This window comes from Chitinophaga varians, from assembly GCF_012641275.1.
GTDB lineage: Bacteria > Bacteroidota > Bacteroidia > Chitinophagales > Chitinophagaceae > Chitinophaga > Chitinophaga varians_A.
Window position 1 is genome coordinate 1043037 of the sequence record NZ_JABAIA010000002.1, and the last position, 18709, is coordinate 1061745.

At 50.7% G+C, this 18709-nt stretch carries 17 protein-coding genes; 13 read left to right on the forward strand and 4 right to left on the reverse strand.

Annotated elements, in window-relative coordinates; translation table 11 throughout:
- Positions 1-47 precede the first annotated feature (47 nt).
- The 8 genes from HGH92_RS18930 (at position 48) to HGH92_RS18965 (ending at position 9319) form a co-directional block, all read left to right on the forward strand.
- Positions 48-2303, forward strand: coding sequence for an outer membrane beta-barrel protein (locus tag HGH92_RS18930; protein WP_168872323.1), 2256 nt, complete (start codon positions 48-50; stop codon positions 2301-2303).
- 191 nt (positions 2304-2494) lie between these two features.
- Positions 2495-3106 carry a TetR/AcrR family transcriptional regulator gene (locus HGH92_RS18935; protein ID WP_168872324.1) on the forward strand — a complete coding sequence of 204 codons (612 nt, stop codon included), beginning with the start codon at positions 2495-2497 and terminating at the stop codon, positions 3104-3106.
- Positions 3107-3173: 67 nt separating this feature from the next.
- The gene (locus tag HGH92_RS18940; protein WP_247654978.1) at positions 3174-4448 is read left to right on the forward strand and encodes a TolC family protein; all 1275 of its coding nucleotides are present in this window, start codon (positions 3174-3176) and stop codon (positions 4446-4448) included.
- A gap of 15 nt (positions 4449-4463) precedes the next feature.
- Positions 4464-5405, forward strand: coding sequence for an HlyD family secretion protein (locus tag HGH92_RS18945; RefSeq protein WP_168872325.1), 942 nt, complete (start codon positions 4464-4466; stop codon positions 5403-5405).
- 7 nt (positions 5406-5412) lie between these two features.
- Positions 5413-6348: an ABC transporter ATP-binding protein gene (locus HGH92_RS18950; protein ID WP_168872326.1), complete on the forward strand. Its 936-nt coding sequence runs from the start codon at positions 5413-5415 to the stop codon at positions 6346-6348.
- Positions 6345-7088 (forward strand): ABC transporter ATP-binding protein, encoded by a 744-nt coding sequence (locus HGH92_RS18955; RefSeq protein WP_168872327.1) that lies wholly within the window; start codon positions 6345-6347, stop codon positions 7086-7088. Before HGH92_RS18950 ends, HGH92_RS18955 begins: the two co-directional genes overlap by 4 nt.
- Positions 7089-7097: 9 nt before the next feature.
- Positions 7098-8204: an ABC transporter permease gene (locus tag HGH92_RS18960; RefSeq protein WP_168872328.1), complete on the forward strand. Its 1107-nt coding sequence runs from the start codon at positions 7098-7100 to the stop codon at positions 8202-8204.
- Positions 8201-9319, forward strand: a complete 1119-nt coding sequence (locus HGH92_RS18965; protein ID WP_168872329.1) for an ABC transporter permease — start codon at positions 8201-8203, stop codon at positions 9317-9319. Before HGH92_RS18960 ends, HGH92_RS18965 begins: the two co-directional genes overlap by 4 nt.
- Here the strand turns inward: HGH92_RS18965 and HGH92_RS18970 are convergent.
- A complete protein-coding gene (locus HGH92_RS18970; protein WP_247654979.1) occupies positions 9316-9561 on the reverse strand; it encodes an Ada metal-binding domain-containing protein in 246 nt (81 codons plus the stop codon). The genes HGH92_RS18965 and HGH92_RS18970 overlap by 4 nt on opposite strands.
- 24 nt (positions 9562-9585) lie before the next feature.
- Entirely contained in the window at positions 9586-10299 is a 714-nt protein-coding gene (locus HGH92_RS18975) for a 2OG-Fe(II) oxygenase (RefSeq protein WP_211092670.1), read from the reverse strand.
- Positions 10300-10486: 187 nt separating this feature from the next.
- Between HGH92_RS18975 and HGH92_RS18980 the strand changes: the two genes are divergently transcribed.
- Genes HGH92_RS18980 through HGH92_RS18990 form a run of 3 tightly spaced genes read left to right on the forward strand, consistent with a single transcriptional unit; the run spans position 10487 to position 12880 of the window.
- Positions 10487-11482, forward strand: coding sequence for a c-type cytochrome (locus HGH92_RS18980; protein WP_168872331.1), 996 nt, complete (start codon positions 10487-10489; stop codon positions 11480-11482).
- Between the two features lie 10 nt (positions 11483-11492).
- Positions 11493-11954, forward strand: coding sequence for a DsrE family protein (locus tag HGH92_RS18985; RefSeq protein WP_168872332.1), 462 nt, complete (start codon positions 11493-11495; stop codon positions 11952-11954).
- Positions 11955-11959: 5 nt separating this feature from the next.
- Positions 11960-12880, forward strand: a complete 921-nt coding sequence (locus HGH92_RS18990; protein ID WP_168872333.1) for a molybdate ABC transporter substrate-binding protein — start codon at positions 11960-11962, stop codon at positions 12878-12880.
- 103 nt (positions 12881-12983) lie between these two features.
- On the opposite strand, the gene HGH92_RS18995 is transcribed toward HGH92_RS18990, so the two are convergent.
- Both HGH92_RS18995 and HGH92_RS19000 read right to left on the reverse strand, forming a co-directional pair.
- Positions 12984-13742: a class I SAM-dependent methyltransferase gene (locus HGH92_RS18995; protein WP_168872334.1), complete on the reverse strand. Its 759-nt coding sequence runs from the start codon at positions 13740-13742 to the stop codon at positions 12984-12986.
- Between the two features lie 61 nt (positions 13743-13803).
- Positions 13804-14757, reverse strand: a complete 954-nt coding sequence (locus tag HGH92_RS19000) for an NAD(P)-dependent oxidoreductase (RefSeq protein ID WP_262888799.1) — start codon at positions 14755-14757, stop codon at positions 13804-13806.
- A 307-nt stretch (positions 14758-15064) separates the two neighbouring features.
- Between HGH92_RS19000 and HGH92_RS19005 the strand changes: the two genes are divergently transcribed.
- Both HGH92_RS19005 and HGH92_RS19010 read left to right on the forward strand, forming a co-directional pair.
- Entirely contained in the window at positions 15065-17434 is a 2370-nt protein-coding gene (locus tag HGH92_RS19005; protein ID WP_168872336.1) for a TonB-dependent receptor, read from the forward strand.
- Positions 17435-17460: 26 nt separating this feature from the next.
- Positions 17461-18702 carry a DUF4374 domain-containing protein gene (locus tag HGH92_RS19010; protein WP_168872337.1) on the forward strand — a complete coding sequence of 414 codons (1242 nt, stop codon included), beginning with the start codon at positions 17461-17463 and terminating at the stop codon, positions 18700-18702.
- Positions 18703-18709 lie beyond the last annotated feature (7 nt).

Here is an 18709-nt window from a genome sequence, read left to right on the forward strand (position 1 = left end):
ACTTTTATATCTTTAGCCACCGCTTTTCTTAATAACCACTATCAACCATGCCCGGAACTAAAAACCTGTTGCCATTTTTTCTATTTGCTGAACTTCTTCTGATAATGCCTGTGCTGGCCCATGCCCAGCAACCATCGAAAGATACGGTGCCTCCGCCTAAAGTCCGCCAGCTGTCGGAGATCTCTGTTGTGCAACAGAAAGCGCTGGTGGAGCGGAAGACAGACCGTGTGATCTACAATGTGACCAGTAGCGTGAGTGCTGCCGGCGCCAATGGACTGGAGGTAATGGCCCGGGTGCCGGGACTACGGGTGACAGACAACCTGGTCGCCATCGCCGGCAAAGGTGCGGTGAAGGTGATGGTCAACGGGCGGATTATCCCGCTGGCAGGGGAAGACCTGCAACGGTACCTGAAGTCCATGTCAGCAGGAGAGATTGCCCGCGTGGAAGTGATCACCAATCCGTCGGCCGCTTACGATGCAGATGGCAATGCCGGTCTGATCAATATCGTCACGCGGCGTGACAGGAACCAAGGCTTCAGCGGGGAAATCCAGGCCAGCGGCAAATTGTCGGACTACGGTTTCAAACCGTTGTATGGGGTGACTAACTACGGCACAGCGGCGGTAGGTGGCAATTTCAGCTACAATACCCATAAATGGTCGTTCTATGGCAATGCCAACTACGAACACGGCCGCTTCCTGGAAGGCTTCGGCATAGACCTGCAATATCCAAATCAGTTCTGGTCACAGACGGACACCGGCAACTATAAAATCCGTAATCTCAACCTGGTGCTGGGTACGGACTACAAGATAAGTAACCGCACTACCATCGGATTTAACTACAGCGGCGCCCGTACCGCCTACATTGGTGATGACCATGTGAATAACCCGGTATATATTGGTGATGACCATGTGAACAACCCGGTATATAATACCCGCGGGCAGCTCGATTCGCTGCTGCGGACTTTTGCGACCTATCAGCCGGTAGCCTGGAGCACAGGGCTGAACCTGCACCTGGTGACAAAACTGGATTCCAGTGGCAGACAGCTGTCTGTTGATGCCGATTATTTTAACTACTACCGTACCGATCAGTCAGACTTCATCAGTCAACGGTATGACGGAAAAGGAGACGCCATCGCCAACGGCACCACCAAATATTTTGACACCAACAAACAGGCCATCAATATTTACACCCTGAAAGCCGACCTGCAATGGCCTACCACCTTTGCCACCTACGCCTTCGGCGGAAAACTGAGCTTTATTGATAACTACAGCAACGTCTTCTATTATAAAAATCTCCATGGTGAAATGGAGTATGATAAAAACCTGAGTAACGAATACGACTATACGGAAAATACCCAGGCGGTATATGCCACTGCATCTAAAGAAGCGGGTAAATGGAAACTGAATGCCGGCCTGCGTATGGAAGCCACACAGACAAAAGGGGTTTCCCATGTGCAGGACAAAACCATGAACAACAATTACGTGAAGCTGTTCCCGTCTTTCTCCGCTGCCTGGAATTACAATGATGATAACCATTTTGCTTTTACGTTTGGTAAACGTATCAACCGGCCGGTATTCTGGGACCTGAACCCCTATAAGTCACTGACCACCGCCTACAGCTACCTGGAAGGCAACCCTTACCTGCAACCGGAATACAACAGCAACTTCGAGCTGTCGCATCACTGGCGCGAACGCTTTACTGCCGCAGCTTTTCTGAATATCACCAACAACGGCTTTAACCGTATCACCCTGGCCATGCCGGATGATCATACCGTATATACCACACCGTTAAACTTCCTGAAGATATACCGCTATGGCCTCTCTGCCAGCGCTACGCTGCAGCCATTGCCCTGGCTGGAAAGCATTAACCAGGTGAGCGGTTATCATACTGACGCCCGCAGCGCGCTGCCCAATATCCCTGATATTGATGGCATGAGCGTATACCTGGCCACCAATAATAATATCGCGCTTAATAAAGACAAAACACTGATGGTGGCACTCAATTTCTGGTGCCAGTTCCCCGAAGTGGACCATAACGGCAAATCCAATACCTATTACAATATGGACCTCGGCATTAAAGCCCTCTGCCTGCAAAACCGCATGAGCATTGCGCTCAACGGGGCAGACCTGTTCCGGTCCAGTGCCAGTGTCATACGGTCTGAAGTGAACTACATCCCGCAGACGTTTACCCATTTTCAGGTGAACCGTCATATACGCCTCTCCGTTAGTTACAAACTGGGACAATCTACCCGTAAGCGGGAGATACGGGGCACCGGCAATGAAGAGGAGAAGAAACGAACGTGATCCCGTCCCGGGGCTGAAGCCTTGGCTACGATGTGAGTCAGGCTGTTTTTCTGGAGATTTAAAAATTAATTAGATGGGGTTTTTCCTGTAGAATCAATGCTGTGGCTGCTTTGTGTGGAATTTGAACAATTGTTTTAAAAAGTTGTTCAATTTTCAATTTATTGCTTTAGCTTTATAGTAAAATCAGGCATATGGCAGGAAAAAAGGAACAGGACGCCAGCACAGAAGAAAGGATACTGGCAGCAGCACGAGTAGTGTTTACCCGTAAAGGGTTTGCGGCCACTAAGGTGCGCGATATCGCTGCGGAGGCGGATATCAACCTGTCGCTGGTCAATTACTATTTCCGCAGTAAAGAGAAACTCTTTGAAGTGGTGATGGCGGAAGCTGTACAGAAGCTGGTATTTGAGATCAGTACCTTTTTTAATGATAAACAGCTGAGCATCCCGGAGAAGATCACCAAGGCGGTCAACTACTATATAGACCTGCTGTTGGAAAACCCCGATTTTCCCCTGTTTTTGGTCAATGAGGTGATTACGGGAGATGATATGTTTACCCGTTATGCACAGCAGAACACATTGTTCCAATCGGACCTGTTCAGGCAATTATTTGCCATGAAAGAAGAAGGTAAATTATCTGTTCACCCGGTGCATATTATGATGAACGTAATAGGGCTGGTGGTAATGCCTTTTCTGGCGAGGCCACTCCTGGAGCGCAACGAGCTGGTGAAAGACGGAGAGTTTGTAACGTTGATGAATGAACGTAGAAAGCTGATCCCGTTATGGCTGAAAGGCATGTTGGGGTAACCGCCCCTTTTTTTGCAGATGGATTGAACAGTTTTTTAAAACAATAATTCAAACCGAATCATGCATCATGAAAGTATGTAAACTGCTGAGTTGTATCATGATGTTGGCCGGGCTGACGGCACAGGCGCAGCAGCAACAGGCGCTGACCCTCGAAACATGTTACGCCCTGGCCAGACAGAACTATCCGCTCATCAAACAGTACGATCTGATAGCCCGTACCAGTCGCTATACCGTCGCCAATGCCGGTAAGCTATACCTGCCGCAGCTGACCGTGTCCGGGCAAGCCTCTTACCAGTCAGAGGTGGTGAACTTCGCAGCGGTGCTGCCGCCTGTCCCGGGCCTGCATCCACCGGAGCTTAGCAAAGACCAATACCGCTTGCAGGCGGAGCTATCCCAGCAAATCTACGACGGCGGCGTCACCCGCTATCAGCAGGAGGCCAGCCGTGCCAATGAAAAAGTACAGCAACAGAACCTGGAAGTCAGCCTCTATGCTATCCGCGAAAGGGTTACGCAGCTGTATTTCGCGGTGCTGCTCATGGATGCCCAGCTCCGGCAGAACGCCCTGCGGCGCAGCAACCTGCAAAGCACGACCGACAAAATGAAAGCGGCGCTGGCTAACGGCGTCGCCTATAGGAGCAACGTAGCGGAGCTACAGGCGGAAATAGTGAATGCCGATATGGCCTCAACAGAATTCCGCGCTAACCGTAAAGCCTATCTGAAAATGCTGGCGACCTTCATCCACCAGCCGTTAAGCGATAGTGCCGTACTGGCATACCCGGACGCGGCCCGCCCGGCTGAAGGCATCCGTCGCCCCGAGCTGGCATTATACGACTATCAGCAGAAAACATACGATGTGCAGGAGCGGCAGCTGAAATCAGCCTACCTCCCCAGGCTGAACGCCTTTCTGCAAGGCGGCTACGGACGACCCACCCTCAATATTGTAAGCAACGATTTCGGTTCCTGGTGGATGGGCGGCATACGCCTCAACTGGTCGCTCGGCAGCCTCTACTCCCTTAAAAACAACCGCCGCCTGTTAGACATCAACCGGCATATGGTAGATGTCAACCGGGAAACATTCCTGCTCAACACTACGCTGACTATGCAGCAACAACAGGAGGACGTGGACAAGTACGCCGCCCTGATGGAACAGGACGATGAAGCGATCCGCCTTCGTTCTGCTGTACTGCAATCTGCCAGGGCCCAGCTGGACAACGGCGTGATCACCGTACACGAATACATCTCACAGGTAAACGCGGAGAACCTGGCCAAACAGTCGCGTATCCTGCACGAAATACAGCTGCTACAGGCACAATACAACTATAAAAACACTTCCGGGAACTGATTAATTTCTTGTAACATGAAATACCATCTCATTTGGACAGCAACCGCCGTGATGATGATAAGTGCCTGCGGGGACGGCAAACCGGCATATGACGCCTCCGGCAATTTCGAAGCGGACGAAGTGATCGTATCTGCGCAACAGAATGGCGAAATACTTTCCTTCCCGGTGAATGAAGGCGATAAACTCAACGTCGGACAGGTGATCGGTCAGATCGATGTGACCATCCCGGCGCTGCAACAGCAACAGGTACAGGCTTCCATTCAGGCCCTGCGGCAGAAAACCAACAACCCGCAGCCACAAGCCCTGCTGGTAGAACGGCAGCTGGTCGTACAGGAAGCACAGCTGCAACAACTCTACCACGAAAGAAAAAGAACAGAGAACCTCGTGAAAAGCGACGCCGCCACCCAAAAGCAACTGGACGATATGAACGCACAGGTGGACCAACTGGAGAAACAACTGAACGTCACCAGGCAACAACGTAACCTCTATAATTCAAACATCGCTACACAGAACCGCTCTATTCTCAGTGAACAGGTGCCGCTGGAAAAATCGATGGCGCAGTTTGCAGAGCAGGTACGCAAAGGCCAGATCATCAATCCCGTGGCCGGCGTAGTACTTTCCCGTTACGCCCTGAAAGGGGAGATGGCCACGGTGGGCAAACCATTATACAAAATTGCCAACATCGATACATTGTACCTGAAAGCTTACGTGACGGGCATCACCCTGCCTAATATCAAACTGGGACAGGAGGTGCAGGTACGTATCGACCAGGGGAAAAAAGATTACAAGAGTTATCCAGGCACTATCACCTGGATTTCGGATAAATCAGAGTTCACCCCGAAAACCATTCAAACAAAAAACGAAAGGGCCAATCTCGTATATGCGATCAAGGTAAGGGTGAAAAATGACGGCTATCTGAAAATAGGCATGTATGGCGAAATGCTGATCCATCAATAACAGCAACATGAACGCAGTCGTATTGGACCATATTACCAAAACGTATGAAGCCGGCAAAGTGCTGGCGGTGGACGATGTGTCGCTGGAAGTGGCCGCAGGAGAGCTGTTTGGACTGATTGGCCCTGACGGCGCCGGCAAGACTTCCATCTTCCGCATCCTGACCACGCTGCTCTTGCCCGACAAAGGCGCTGCCTCTGTCAACGGTCGGGATTGTGTGAAAGACTACAAAGCCATCCGCCGCAGCGTAGGCTATATGCCCGGCCGTTTTTCCCTGTACCAGGACCTGACCGTGGCAGAGAACCTGCACTTTTTCGCTACGCTCTTTGGTACTACTATTGAAGCCAATTACGATCTTATCTGCGATATCTACGAACAGATAAAGCCATTCAGCGACCGCCGTGCCGGCAAATTGTCCGGCGGCATGAAACAGAAGCTGGCACTGTGTTGTGCGCTGGTACACAAGCCGGAAGTGCTGTTCCTCGATGAGCCTACCACCGGTGTGGACGCAGTGTCCCGCAAAGAGTTCTGGGAAATGCTGCGCAGGCTGAAACAACAGGGTATCACCATCGTGGTGTCTACACCTTACATGGATGAAGCGGTGCTCTGTGAACGTATCGCGCTCATGCAGGGCGGAAAAATCATGTCGGTGGACACGCCAGCCAATGTGATCGCTACTTTTCCGGTGGCGCTATATGCGGTGAAAGCGGCCAATATCTACCGCCTGCTGACATCACTGCGGGAAGATGCGGCCATCGACAGCTGTTACGCCTTTGGCGAATACGTACACGTAACTTTCCGGGAAGATACCGGCCGTGATTTGCTGCAATGGCAGCAAAGCCTTGCTGCAAAAGGACATGAACAGGTGGAAGCAAAAAAAATCAGTCCGTCGATAGAAGACAGTTTTATCCGCCTTATGAATGAAAAACAAAATGCGCAGCCATGAATGACAAGGTGATCGTATGCGAAGAACTGACGAAACAATTCGGCGATTTTGTGGCCGTTAATCATATATCCTTCGACGTGAGGAAAGGGGAGATATTCGGTTTCCTCGGCGCCAACGGCGCGGGGAAAACCACTGCCATGCGTATTTTGTGCGGACTGTCGTATCCCACCTCCGGTAAAGCCATGGTGGCCGGCTTTGATGTATACAAACAACAGGAGTCCATCAAAAAGAACATCGGTTATATGAGCCAGAAATTCTCCCTGTATGAAAACCTGACAGTGGTGGAGAACATAGAATTTTTTGGTGGCGTATATGGCGTGTCCCCGGCGGAAATACGTCGCCGCAGCGACCAGCTGGTGAATAAACTGGGACTGGCACAGGAGGCGAAAAAACTCGTTCGCTCGTTGCCGTTAGGCTGGAAACAGAAACTGGCTTTTTCGGTGGCTATTTTTCATAACCCGCAGATCGTTTTCCTGGATGAGCCTACCGGCGGCGTAGATCCCATCACCCGACGGCAGTTCTGGGACATGATCTATGAAGCGGCAGCTTCAGGGATCACGGTGTTCGTCACCACGCACTACATGGATGAAGCGGAGTATTGCAACCGGATTACGGTAATGGTAGACGGGAAAGTGGAGGCACTGGATACGCCCGGCAACCTGAAATCCAGGTTCCAGGCTGCTTCCATGGATGAAGTATTTTATCAACTGGCCCGCGGCGCAAAGAGGTCGGCCGATTAAAACGATGATATGAAACAGCTGTTGGTATTCATCAGGAAAGAATTTTTTCACGTGTTCAGGGATAAACGCACCCTGCTGATCATGTTTGGCCTGCCGGTGGTACAGATTGTGCTGTTCGGTTTTGCGCTGACAAGCGAAGTGAAAAATATAACCCTCACCGTTATAGACCAGGCGCGGGATGTAAATTCCACCCAGATCATCAATAAGATAAAATCATCTTCCTACTTTATTGTCGATGAATCGGCGGTCAACTATGACGCGGTAAGCACGGCTTTTAAAAAGGGCACTGCCAAGTGCGCGTTGATTTTCCCCGCCGGTTTTGGTAACGACCTGCAGCATGCTGGTCAGGCGCAGGTGCAGGTGCTGACAGACGGCTCCGACCCCAATATGGCCAAAACGGTGATCAACTACCTGACGACTATCCTCACGACCTACCAGCGTGAGATCAGTCCGGGAGCGCAGCTGCCGTACAGGATTATCCCGGAGCAGCGCATGCTGTACAACGAAGAGGGAAACGGTTCGCTGAACTTCATTCCCGGCGTAATGGCACTGGTGTTGATGCTGGTATGCACGGCGCTGACCTCTGTAGCGGTGGTGCGCGAAAAAGAACTGGGCACCATGGAAATACTGCTGGTATCGCCTTTTAAGCCCTTGCTGGTATTGCTGGCGAAGGCGGTGCCCTACCTGGTGTTGTCGCTGGCCAACTTTACGCTGATATTGATACTGGCTGTTTTTGTGTTGCATGTGGAAGTAAAGGGAAGCATCATTTTATTGTTCCTGGTGAGCACTTTGTTTATCATTGCCTGTTTATCTATCGGGCTGATGATCTCCAATACTACTAACTCCCAGCAAACGGCCCTGCTGCTGTCGATGATGGGCATGATGATACCCACACTGATTTTTACCGGGTTTATGTTTCCGCTGGAGAATATGCCATGGATCTTCCAGATGATCTCCTACGTAGTGCCCGCCCGCTGGTATTTTCTGATCATTAAGGCGGTGATGCTGAAGGGGCTGGGCTTCTCCTATATCTGGAAGGAAACGGCGGTATTGCTGGGGATGACGGTGATCGCGCTCTCCATTGCATTAAAGAACTTCAAAATCCGTTTGTCATGAAGGTGCTGCGTTTCATTCTGAAGAAGGAGTTCCGGCAGATTTTCCGTGACAAGACCATCCTGGCCATGATGCTGGTGATGCCGACGGTGCAGCTGATCATCCTGCCACTGGCCATGAACTTCGATGTGAAGCATGTGAACCTCGCGGTGGTGGATAACGATCACAGTACCTGGTCGCAACAGCTGATCAACAAAATAGGAGCTTCAGGTTATTTCCGGATTATAGCGGCGGCGCCTTCTTTCCGTGAGGCGCTGGGATATATTGAAAGGGAACAGGCCGACGTGGTGCTGGAGATTCCGCCGGGATTTGAGCGTAACCTGGTGCGGGAAAACGAACAGCATATAGGCGTGTCCGTTGACGCGATCAATGGCACCAAGGCCGCGCTGGGAGGTAGTTACCTGTTGACCGTTATCGCTGATTTTAACCAGCATGTCCGGTTGAACGAAGGTGGAAAATTTGTTCCCGGCAAAGGCATGAACATCGGTATTACGTATTCCAACTGGTACAACCCTCTGGCCGAATACCGCTTCTACGTGGTGCCTGCGGTGATGGTGCTGTTGCTGACGCTGATCGCCGGTTTTCTCTCTGCGTTGAATATTGTGCGGGAGAAGGAGATGGGAACGATTGAGCAGATCAATGTGACGCCGATAAAAAAATGGCAGTTTATCCTTGGGAAGCTGGTCCCTTTCTGGGTGATGGGACTGGTGGTATTTACGCTGGCGCTCACAGTGGAGCGGGTAGTATACGGTATATGGCCGGTGGGCAGTTTCGCGTTGCTGTACCTGTTTGCCGCGGTGTACCTGGTGGCGTTGCTGGGGTTTGGCCTGCTGGTGTCCACCTATACCGATAGCCAGTTGCAGGCGATGTTTGTGGCTTTCTTTTTTGTGATGATTTTTATGTTGATGAGCGGGCTGTTTACCGCGGTGGACAGTATGCCTGGCTGGGCGCAGGACATCGCTGCGCTGACGCCGGTGACACATTTTGTGAAAGTAGTGCGGATGATTGTGCTCAAAGGCAGCACGTTTGCCGATGTGCAGAAAGAGTTCCTGTACCTCGTGGGTTTTGCGGTAGTGCTCAATAGCTGGGCCATCTGGAATTACCGGAAAACCAGTTAGCCCTGCTGTGTTTTCCAGCGGCGATAGGCTTCCGGCATGCAATGTCCGCAGGGCCTATATCCATGTGCCTGTGCTTCTGTTTCTCCCGAAAAAAATACCCTGTTGCCGGTCAGCATTCTTTTGCCGGAACGGCAGGAGAGCAGTCCGTATATTTTAAGCCGGCGGTTGCCGCCCAGCGTCAGCCGCCCTTCCTGCCTGAGCTGGCATATCTGCCGGTTGCGCGCTATAGCGCTCTTTCCCATTGCTGCATGATAAAACATAATGCCTCAGGATAACGCGTCATGGAAAATAATGCCCAGCGTATGCCTGTTACCGTTATGGACCGGGCTGACGCCGTGTTTCATGTTTACCCGGTAATAGCCCTTGCTGCCTTTCACAGGCCTGAAGTTGGTAGTGAAGATGAGCATGCTGCCTTTCCGGGGTTGTAACACATTGGCTTTTGATTGTGCCCGGGGGATTTGTTCGGTGAGAACGAACTCGCCGCCGGTATAGTCTTCTCCCGGCTCATTCAGGAACAGCACGATCTGTAACGGGAAATAAATATCGCCGTAGAGGTCCTGGTGCAGCGTATTAAAGCCACCAACGCCATATTTCAGGATGAGCACCGTGGGCTTGTCCTGCCCGGCGGTTTGGCATTGTTGCAGCAATTCTTCGTGCGTGTCCGGAAAAGTCTTTCCTGTTTGCAGGACGTCCATCCATTTGTTGGCCACGGGGGCAATATGCGTATATACCGTTTGCCGTATCGCGGTGATCAGCGTGGACAGCGGATATTTAAAGTACTTGTATTCCCCGCTGCCAAAACGGTAGCGCTCCATGACGATCGTTTTGCGGTACAGGTCGGGCGAAGCATAATTTCTGATCAGCTGGTTGCATTCTTCTTCTGTCAGCACCTGGTCCACCACACAAAACCCCCTGTCGTGCAGCGTTGCTGTAATGTCTTGCCAGTCCTGTGTTTCCAGCCGTTTGATGATGTTGCTCATATGTCGTGATTATATCATTACAAAAGTAGGACGGCTGCCATTCGTCACAAACCCGTTTCTTGCGGTTTTGAAATGTATTATCGGTTTTATAACTTTCGGTTATGGATGATAATCAATTGTGATGATAACAACTCTGAGGCTGCTATTATCTTTGAGCTATTGAATTGTGTTCGGAAACTATAGTACAATGAAAAAAGACTGGATTCCCGTTTTGCTTTTTGCCACTACCGGCCTCGTAGTAGCAAATGAATGTATCAGCGCCCGTCGTCAAAAGAAAAAGGATGACGAGGCTTACGCCGCCTGGCTTACGACCCACCAGCCGGAAAATGTTTGGAGTGGCTCAGCCAGCAGCCAGATACCTAATTCCACAGAGCGTGGCCGCCTGATACAATATGGCCACGACCTGATCGCCAACACCGCGCAATACCTGGGACCGCAGGGCGCCGTTGCGCAGATCTCCAATGGCATGAACTGCCAGAACTGCCATCTGAAGGCCGGTACGGTCCCTTATGGCAACAACTTCGGCAAGGTATATGCCACGTACCCGTTGTTCCGGGCACGCAACAACGGCGTACAGACTATCTACGACCGTGTGAAGGACTGCTTTGAAAGGAGCCTTAACGGTCATGCACCGGACACCGGCAGCCGGGAGATGCAGGCCATCTACGCCTACATACAATGGCTGGGCGAAGATGTGCCGAAAGGCACCAGGCCACCAGGCACCAGCATCATGAAGCTGCCCTATCTCGACAGAAGCGCCAACCCTTCCGCCGGCATGCTGGTGTACAAAGAGAAATGCAGCAGTTGTCATGGTAAAGAAGGCGAAGGACAGCCCAGCCCGGTTGGTCCGGGGTATAGCTATCCGCCTTTATGGGGACCGCATAGTTATAACGACGGTGCAGGACTTTACCGCTTAAGTAATTTCGCGGGCTTCGTGTATAACAATATGCCGCTGGGCACCAATTACCACAACCCGCTGCTTTCAGAAGAAGAAGCATGGGACGTGGCGGCGTTTGTCAACAGCCGGCCCCGGCCACATCTTAACCAGGACAACGACTGGAAAGTAGTGGCGAAGAAGCCCGTGGATTTTCCTTTCAAACCTTACACCGACACTTTTTCGGAGGAGCAACATAAATTTGGTCCTTACCAACCGATAAAGGAAGCACAACAACGCACAAAATAAAAACCCAGATATGAAGAAATTCCTTGTAGTTCCACTGATGTTGATGATGTATACCGGTTACGCACAAACGACCGACGCACAGCTGCGCAAAAACCGCGAATACACCGGCGCCGTGGCCAAACAGAAGCAGTACCACGCCATCTATCAGCTGGACAAGAACGATCCTAAAGTAATCCAGAAAGCCATCCGCAATATCAATAACGCCTTGAATGACCCGCGTCTCAAAGGCAAGCTGCAAATAGAACTGGTGGCCTTCTCTGCCGGTACTGACGCCTATCTCAAAGGCAGCGAGTATGAAGAGGCGCTGAAAGCTTTGGTAGGCCGCGGCGTAATTGTGGCACAATGCCAGAATACCCTCGAGGAAAGAAAAATTCCGAAAGAACAGCTGTATGACTTCATCGCGCTGGTGCCCAGTGGTAATGGAGAATTGATCATCCGTCAGGCCGAAGGCTGGTCTGTCGTTAAACCATAACGTTGATGAAAAGATTGTTTTTTCCCGTCCTGCTGCTGGCAGGACTGACACATAGCGCCTATGCGCAAGACCACCGCTTCGATCCGCCATGGAATAAGCCGCCGGAGAGCAAGGTAATGTTTACCGTGCCCGGCGTGGACAATGTGCCCGATCTGTATGGTGATATCAACGACCCGCAGCTGGTGGTGTTCTTTGCCGGCAACCAGTTTATGTGCATCGATGAACTGCTGGCGGCATTCAAACAACAGTACCCCGCTTATCAGCGCGTGTTTGCAGAAACGCTGCCACCGGGCATCCTGGCGCAGCAGATAGAAGGTGGCTCATTGACGCTGGGCAATATGCGGATAACACTGAAGCCTGATGTGTACACCGCCGGTAAAACACGTATCAACGCCATGACAGAACACTTCAGCCGGACGGAAGTATACGCCTATAACAAACTGGCGCTGATGGTGCCCAAAGGTAATCCGGCGAAAGTGAACAGTCTGGCCGACCTCGCAAAGCCCGGTGTGCGGGTGGCCATGCCCAATCCCGCCTGGGAAGGCATCGGCAAAAGGATAGAAGAGGCTTATGTGAAAGCGGGCGGTGAACAGCTGAAGCACCAGATCATGGACGTTAAAGTAAAGGACAGCACCACTTTCCTGACGCAGATCCACCACAGGCAGTCACCCATGCGGATACTCTATCACCAGAGCGACGCTGCGCCGGTATGGTATTCTGAAGCCTGGTACCAGCAGATGATCGGACATCCGGTGTCGCTGGTAACTATTCCGGACAAACACAATATAACGGCCACGTATATGGCCGGACAGCTGAAAAATGCGCCACACCAGCAGGCTGCGGCTGATTTCATGGATTTCCTGGTCAGCGATAAAGCGAAGGCTATTTATCGTAAGTATGGTTTTAGTGTGGAACAGCCTGGCTGATGTACTATATAAAAACAAAAGGTGGCCACGTGCCACCTTTTGTTTTTATATGCAGGCCGTATGAAAAATGAGATCTTGTTGGTCATCTGGCCATAATGATAGATTAAGACAGCTTTCCCTGGTACATCCGGGTGGTATAATGAATCGTGATATGCCCTTCTTCCTGGAACTGGCCGAACAGCTGTTTAAGATCAGCCACCAGTGCCGGATATCGTTCATCCTCCCGGGATGGCATATACGAAGATGACAGCAGCCTGCCTTCCAGTCCCTCGTAATCGAACACCTGTTTGTTGGCGAACTCCGTGAGTGTTACGGCGGAAGGGTGGAAGAACTTTTCTATCACGGCAATATCTATATTCCGGTGATTGAGTTCTTTATATTGTTTGCCATGGCGCTCTATCAGTTGCTCATAGGCCTTTTCAAAAGGGGAGCCGGTCATTCTTTCATTCCAGACGAGGAGCACATGGCCATTCTTTTTCAGGATGCGCCGGAACTCTGTGCGGGCAGCTTCCTGGTTGAACCAGTGGAATGCCTGTCCGGCGATGATCACATCGATGCAGTGCTTTTCAAGGGTAGTATGTTCCGCAGTGCCGTCTATAGCATTAAATTGCGGGTAGTCTTTCAGCAGTTCCTCACTTTTCTCTCTCATCTCTTTGTTGGGCTCCACGCCCAGTACCGTATATCCTTTTTGCAGAAACAGCTGTGAAGATATACCGGTGCCGGAGCCGATGTCGGCCAGCAGCATACCGGGCTGCAGTACCGCTTGTTGCTCCAGGTAGGTGATCATCTCTTCCGGATAGTGTGGCCTGTATTTTACATAGTCTTCCACACGGTTACTAAAGCGACTGGTATTGTTTTGCATACTTACAATATTAACAATATTTCACCGCTTTGGGAAACGTGTGGAAGAAGATGTGACGTACCTAGTAGGTTTTGTAGGCCGCTGCCACGTGTTCACTGCCATAACCTGCGTCTACGCCGCGTTGGAAGATACCTTTAATAAAGGTGGGCACTTCCGTGGATATATTGGCTTCTTTGGCATGTTGGATAAACATGTCCATCGAGCCTGCGCAGAGGCCCAGCGAGCTGTGGTTTACCTTGTAGTTTCCTGATGCGATGATATCACCCTGCTGTTTGAGCATTTCACCTAACGCCGGCGCCAGTTGCGCGATCATATTGCCCAATGCGGCAGCTGTCAGTCCTTCTGACTCGAAAAGTTTGATGCCATGGAAAAATCCGCTCATGGCGCCAAAGAGAACGGCGAGGAAGCCCATGTCCCATGCAGAGGCGGCGCCGGGGTCGGTGCCCATATACTGCATTGCGCCCGCGACGGATTTTAATGTGGCTTCACTTTGCGTATAGGCGTCGTGGTTACCGGACATAAAAAACACGGTGTCAGGCCGGCCTATCTGGTCCGGTACAGCCATAATGGCGCCGTCAACGTAAGTGATGCCTTCCTGCGTGGCCCAGGCGTCAAGCTCGCGCGCTTCCTGCGGCGTGCCGGAAGAGAGCTGCACAAACAGTTTTCCTTTCAGTGCGGCGGTTGCCCCTGGCGTGTCCAGCAGCGTACGGCTGATGGGATAGTTAGTCACGCAGAAGATAACCACCTCACTGGCGGCAATGGCTGCTGTGACACTATCTGCTACGAGGGCACCGGCTTCCTGCAGTGGTGCTGCTTTGGCGGTACTGCGGTTCCAGACGGTCACGGTATGTCCCTGCTGAAGAAAGGAGCGTACCAATGCCGCGCCCATATCTCCCAATCCTATTACACTGACTTTTTTCTTTGTTGCTGTTGTCATCGCTATATAGTTTTTATCGTTGATGACACAAATGTCAAATGAATCACAATGCCGGACAATAAGGGCAAAAATCTTCAGATACGGACATTTTTTTCCGGGTACCTTTTATCTGCTGTTCGCAATGCGGAAAAAATACGGGCCGTAATTTTTCCTGATATCGAAAATGATTTCATTTTTCGTGAGATACTTTTGCATCCGGTCGATTACCTATAACACATTGTACATTCTTTTCCGGAAATGTAGCTCCGGACACTGACCTGACAATCATGTATCGTTAAGAAAGGCGGGAATCCCTGCCCGGTATTGTATTGTTAAAACTGGCGGGAATTCCCGCCCGGCATCGTATTGCCTGTACCCAACGAAACGAACTAACAACATATAAACAATGCACATCAAAAAGATTCTACTGACGGGCTTTTTAAGTATTTTATCCCTATCCCTGTACGCACAGAGCAGCATCAGCGGAAAGCTGAAAGACGCCTCCGGCGCGGCTGTGCCGGGCGTGTCCATCAAAGTGCAGCATGGCACCGCCTATGCTGTTTCCAACATAGAAGGCTATTATCATATTAAAAACATCCATCCGGGCAAACATACGCTGTTGATATCTGCCGTAGGTTTTAAAAGCCAAAAGAAAGAACTGACGCTGAAAGAAGGTGAACAATTGCAGTTGAACATCGATTTGGAAAATGCTATCAGTGAGATCAACGCCGTATCGGTGATTGGCCGCTCTGCCAGCCAGGAGGTGAACAGGCAGGCGTTCAATGTAACGGCCATCGATGCAAAAAAACTCTATAACTCCACGCTGGACCTGTCACACGCGCTGGACCGTGTTTCCGGCGTAAGAGTACGCGAAACCGGCGGCCTTGGCTCCCGCATGAACTTTTCCCTGAACGGCTTTACCGGCCGGCAGGTGAAGTTTTTCCTGGATGGCGTGCCAATGGATAACTTTGGTTCCTCTTTCCAGCTGAACAATATCCCGATCAACCTGGCGGAAAGAGTGGAAGTATATAAAGGCGTAGTACCTATCTGGCTGGGCGCTGACGCATTGGGCGGCGCTATCAATATCGTGACCAACACCAACCGAAACACCTATGTGGACGTTTCTTATTCCTTCGGATCCTTTAACACACACCGCTCCACGCTCAATGCCGGCTACACCGCCAAAAGTGGCTTCACCGTACAGCTCAACGCTTTCCAGAACTATTCCGATAATAATTATAAGGTATGGGTCAATGTAGCGGATATCAATACCGGCGATTATTACCCTAAACAACATATCAGGCGTTTCCATGATACTTATCATAACGAAACCGTGATCGCCAACGTAGGAGTAGTGGGCAAAAAGTGGGCTGACAAACTATTGGTGGGCATCACCCTGGGAAAAAACTACTCAGAGATACAGACAGGCGCCCGTATGGTCAGCGTGTTCGGAGACTGGCACCGTAGAGGCGACATCGTTATGCCAAGCATTAAGTACCAGGTGAAAGACATGTTCATCAAAGGCCTCAACTTCAGCCTTACCGGCAACTACAACCTGGGATACGAACAGAACATCGACACCATGTACCGCCGTTACAACTGGTTTCAGCAGTACAAACAGTACAACGGTAAAGGCAGCGAACGGGAACGGTCTATGTACAAATTCCGTAACAATAACGGACTGGCCACTGCCAATCTCAGCTACCAGCTTAGCCAGCGCCATTCCTTCATCCTGAACAACGTGTTCAGTACGTTTAGCCGTTCCGGTAAGGACGAACTGTTTCCCAATGATGAAAAATATGACCAGCCAAAGAAAGTACGCAAGAATATAATTGGCCTGGGCTATAAGTTCGACTACAGCGAAAAATGGAATACTTCTGTTTTTGTAAAGAACTATGCCCAACGCAACAGCTATTCCCAAAGCTACAATCCGTCCGGTAACTGGGGCGATGTGGCTTACAGCAACCAGGAAAGCAGCTTTAATAAAGTAGGCTATGGCGTGGCGTCTACCTACTTTATCAAACCCACCCTACAGGTAAAGGGTTCCTATGAAAAAAGCTACCGCCTTCCTGAAACAGAAGAATTATTTGGTGACCTGATCAACCTGGAAGGTAATGTGAACCTGAAGCCGGAGAGCAGTAACAACTACAACCTGGGCATCAGTTACCAGATGAATATACAGAAAGATCACCGGCTGAGTTTCGATGGCAACCTGCTGTACCGCGATGCCAAAGACTTTATCCGGCCTATGCTGAACCCCAACCAAACCAAACAAACCAATGGTAACCTGGCGGACGTGACCAACCTGGGCGTGGACGGTGAGGTACGTTACTCTTACAAACAACTGTTCACCGCAGGCGTGAACATGACCTACCAGAACCTGCGTAACAATACGCGTTTTGAAGACGGCCGGAAAGAACAAAGTCCGTTGTACCGGGACCGTATTCCCAATATGCCTTACCTCTTTGGCAATGCGGACGCGTCCCTCTTTTTCCATAATGTGCTGAAGAAAGGCAATACGCTGACACTGGGCTACAATTTCCTGTATGTACATGCATATTACCTGTCATGGCCCAGCCAGGGCGATGAGAAGCTGGAAATTCCCCGTCAGTTCTGCCAGGATGTGAACCTGGTGTACAGCCTTGCCAATGGCAGGTACAATATCGCGGTGGAGTGCAAGAACCTGGCTGATAACCGGTTGTATGACAACTTCACATTGCAGAAACCAGGACGGGCATTCTACGCCAAGGTGAGATACTTTTTCAATAAAAATTAATAAGGACAGCGGTTAAATAAACAGTCATGAAGAAAATCAGCAAATATTTGTTTCTGGCGGCAGGCATTGTATTTTCCATGTCCGCCTGTGATAAGGACGATACCCTGAGTACAGAGGATTTCAAAGAATATGAGCCGCAGGGCAAAACCAAATATATCATAACGGCCACGCCTGTAGGTACCACCGGTATCGCTGACTACCTGCTGACAGCAGAAGACGTAAGCGGCGGTTCTATTTCCACCAGTGGCAATGGTAAAGAACAGGATGGTTCCTACCGTTATTATCTCACCCATAAGGGACGTTTCTTCAGCCTGTTATATGGGCAGGGCAATCCCGGCGATGTGACCACCTATCGCCTCACACAGGAAGGTAAACTGGTGATGACCCGCTTTTTCCAGGCTGAAACCGTGCAGGTGCTGGCCAAAGTGCAGGACGAGTTGTTGCTGATGAAGGTGCCCCGTTCCGGTAATGAGAATGCTTCCTTTTACCGCATTGACGCGTTGAAGTCAAGGGTGAACGGGGAGAAGCAGGTGAACATTGTGCAACTGGCGGCCAATGGCGAACGCGCGCATTTCACATGGGCCACGCAGGTAGGCAATAAAGTGTTTGCGCCCTATATGAGCATCAAAGGTTGCTGCGGTGATGCCTTCGGCACTGCTTATCCCGACAGCAGCTGGATCGCCGTATTCTCTTATCCTGACCTCAACCTGGAAAAAGTAATCCGCGACAACCGCACCAGCTTTATCGGCAATTACTTTAACAATGGACTGGCGGTCACCGAAAAAGGCGATGTGTATGGTTATTCACCGGCATCTGCGAAGAACGGATCAAAATATACTTCTACAAAACCATCCGCTATTGTGCGCGTGTTGAACGGTACTACAGAGTTTGACCAGTCCTATTTCTTTAATGTGCGGGAGAAGTCCGGAGGGTATAACATCTCTGCCCAGATGTACCTGGCCAACAATAAAATGCTGCTGATGATGTACGATAAACCCGGCGCCTTCAGTGGTAACCTGAAACTGGCCGTGGTGGACCTGGTCAGCCAAACCTTTGAGTGGGCGAAAGGTGCGCCGGAAAGTGTTATCAGTACTTCTGCTCCTTATAACAACAATACTTTGTCTGACGACGGGAAGACTGCTTTCATCGGACTGAACACGCCCTCCGGTAACCAGATATATAAGATAGACATAGCATCAGGCATGTTAACACCGGGAATGAAAGTCGAAGGTGGTACTATCACAGCGATCACTAAAATGATCTATTAATCCGCCG

Bases quoted from the DNA above. Each gene is read 5' to 3' on its own strand.
- HGH92_RS18965 (WP_168872329.1), top strand. From the start codon at position 8,201: ATGAAGGTGCTGCGTTTCATTCTGAAGAAGGAGTTCCGGCAGATTTTC.
- HGH92_RS19005 (WP_168872336.1), top strand. From the start codon at position 15,065: ATGCACATCAAAAAGATTCTACTGACGGGCTTTTTAAGTATTTTATCC.
- HGH92_RS18955 (WP_168872327.1), top strand. From the start codon at position 6,345: ATGAATGACAAGGTGATCGTATGCGAAGAACTGACGAAACAATTCGGC.
- HGH92_RS18950 (WP_168872326.1), top strand. From the start codon at position 5,413: ATGAACGCAGTCGTATTGGACCATATTACCAAAACGTATGAAGCCGGC.
- HGH92_RS18985 (WP_168872332.1), top strand. From the start codon at position 11,493: ATGAAGAAATTCCTTGTAGTTCCACTGATGTTGATGATGTATACCGGT.
- HGH92_RS18945 (WP_168872325.1), top strand. From the start codon at position 4,464: ATGAAATACCATCTCATTTGGACAGCAACCGCCGTGATGATGATAAGT.
- HGH92_RS18980 (WP_168872331.1), top strand. From the start codon at position 10,487: ATGAAAAAAGACTGGATTCCCGTTTTGCTTTTTGCCACTACCGGCCTC.
- HGH92_RS18990 (WP_168872333.1), top strand. From the start codon at position 11,960: ATGAAAAGATTGTTTTTTCCCGTCCTGCTGCTGGCAGGACTGACACAT.
- HGH92_RS18935 (WP_168872324.1), top strand. From the start codon at position 2,495: ATGGCAGGAAAAAAGGAACAGGACGCCAGCACAGAAGAAAGGATACTG.
- HGH92_RS18975 (WP_211092670.1), bottom strand. From the start codon at position 10,299: ATGAGCAACATCATCAAACGGCTGGAAACACAGGACTGGCAAGACATT.
- HGH92_RS18970 (WP_247654979.1), bottom strand. From the start codon at position 9,561: ATGGGAAAGAGCGCTATAGCGCGCAACCGGCAGATATGCCAGCTCAGG.
- HGH92_RS18995 (WP_168872334.1), bottom strand. From the start codon at position 13,742: ATGCAAAACAATACCAGTCGCTTTAGTAACCGTGTGGAAGACTATGTA.
- HGH92_RS18940 (WP_247654978.1), top strand. From the start codon at position 3,174: ATGAAAGTATGTAAACTGCTGAGTTGTATCATGATGTTGGCCGGGCTG.
- HGH92_RS19010 (WP_168872337.1), top strand. From the start codon at position 17,461: ATGAAGAAAATCAGCAAATATTTGTTTCTGGCGGCAGGCATTGTATTT.
- HGH92_RS18960 (WP_168872328.1), top strand. From the start codon at position 7,098: ATGAAACAGCTGTTGGTATTCATCAGGAAAGAATTTTTTCACGTGTTC.
- HGH92_RS18930 (WP_168872323.1), top strand. From the start codon at position 48: ATGCCCGGAACTAAAAACCTGTTGCCATTTTTTCTATTTGCTGAACTT.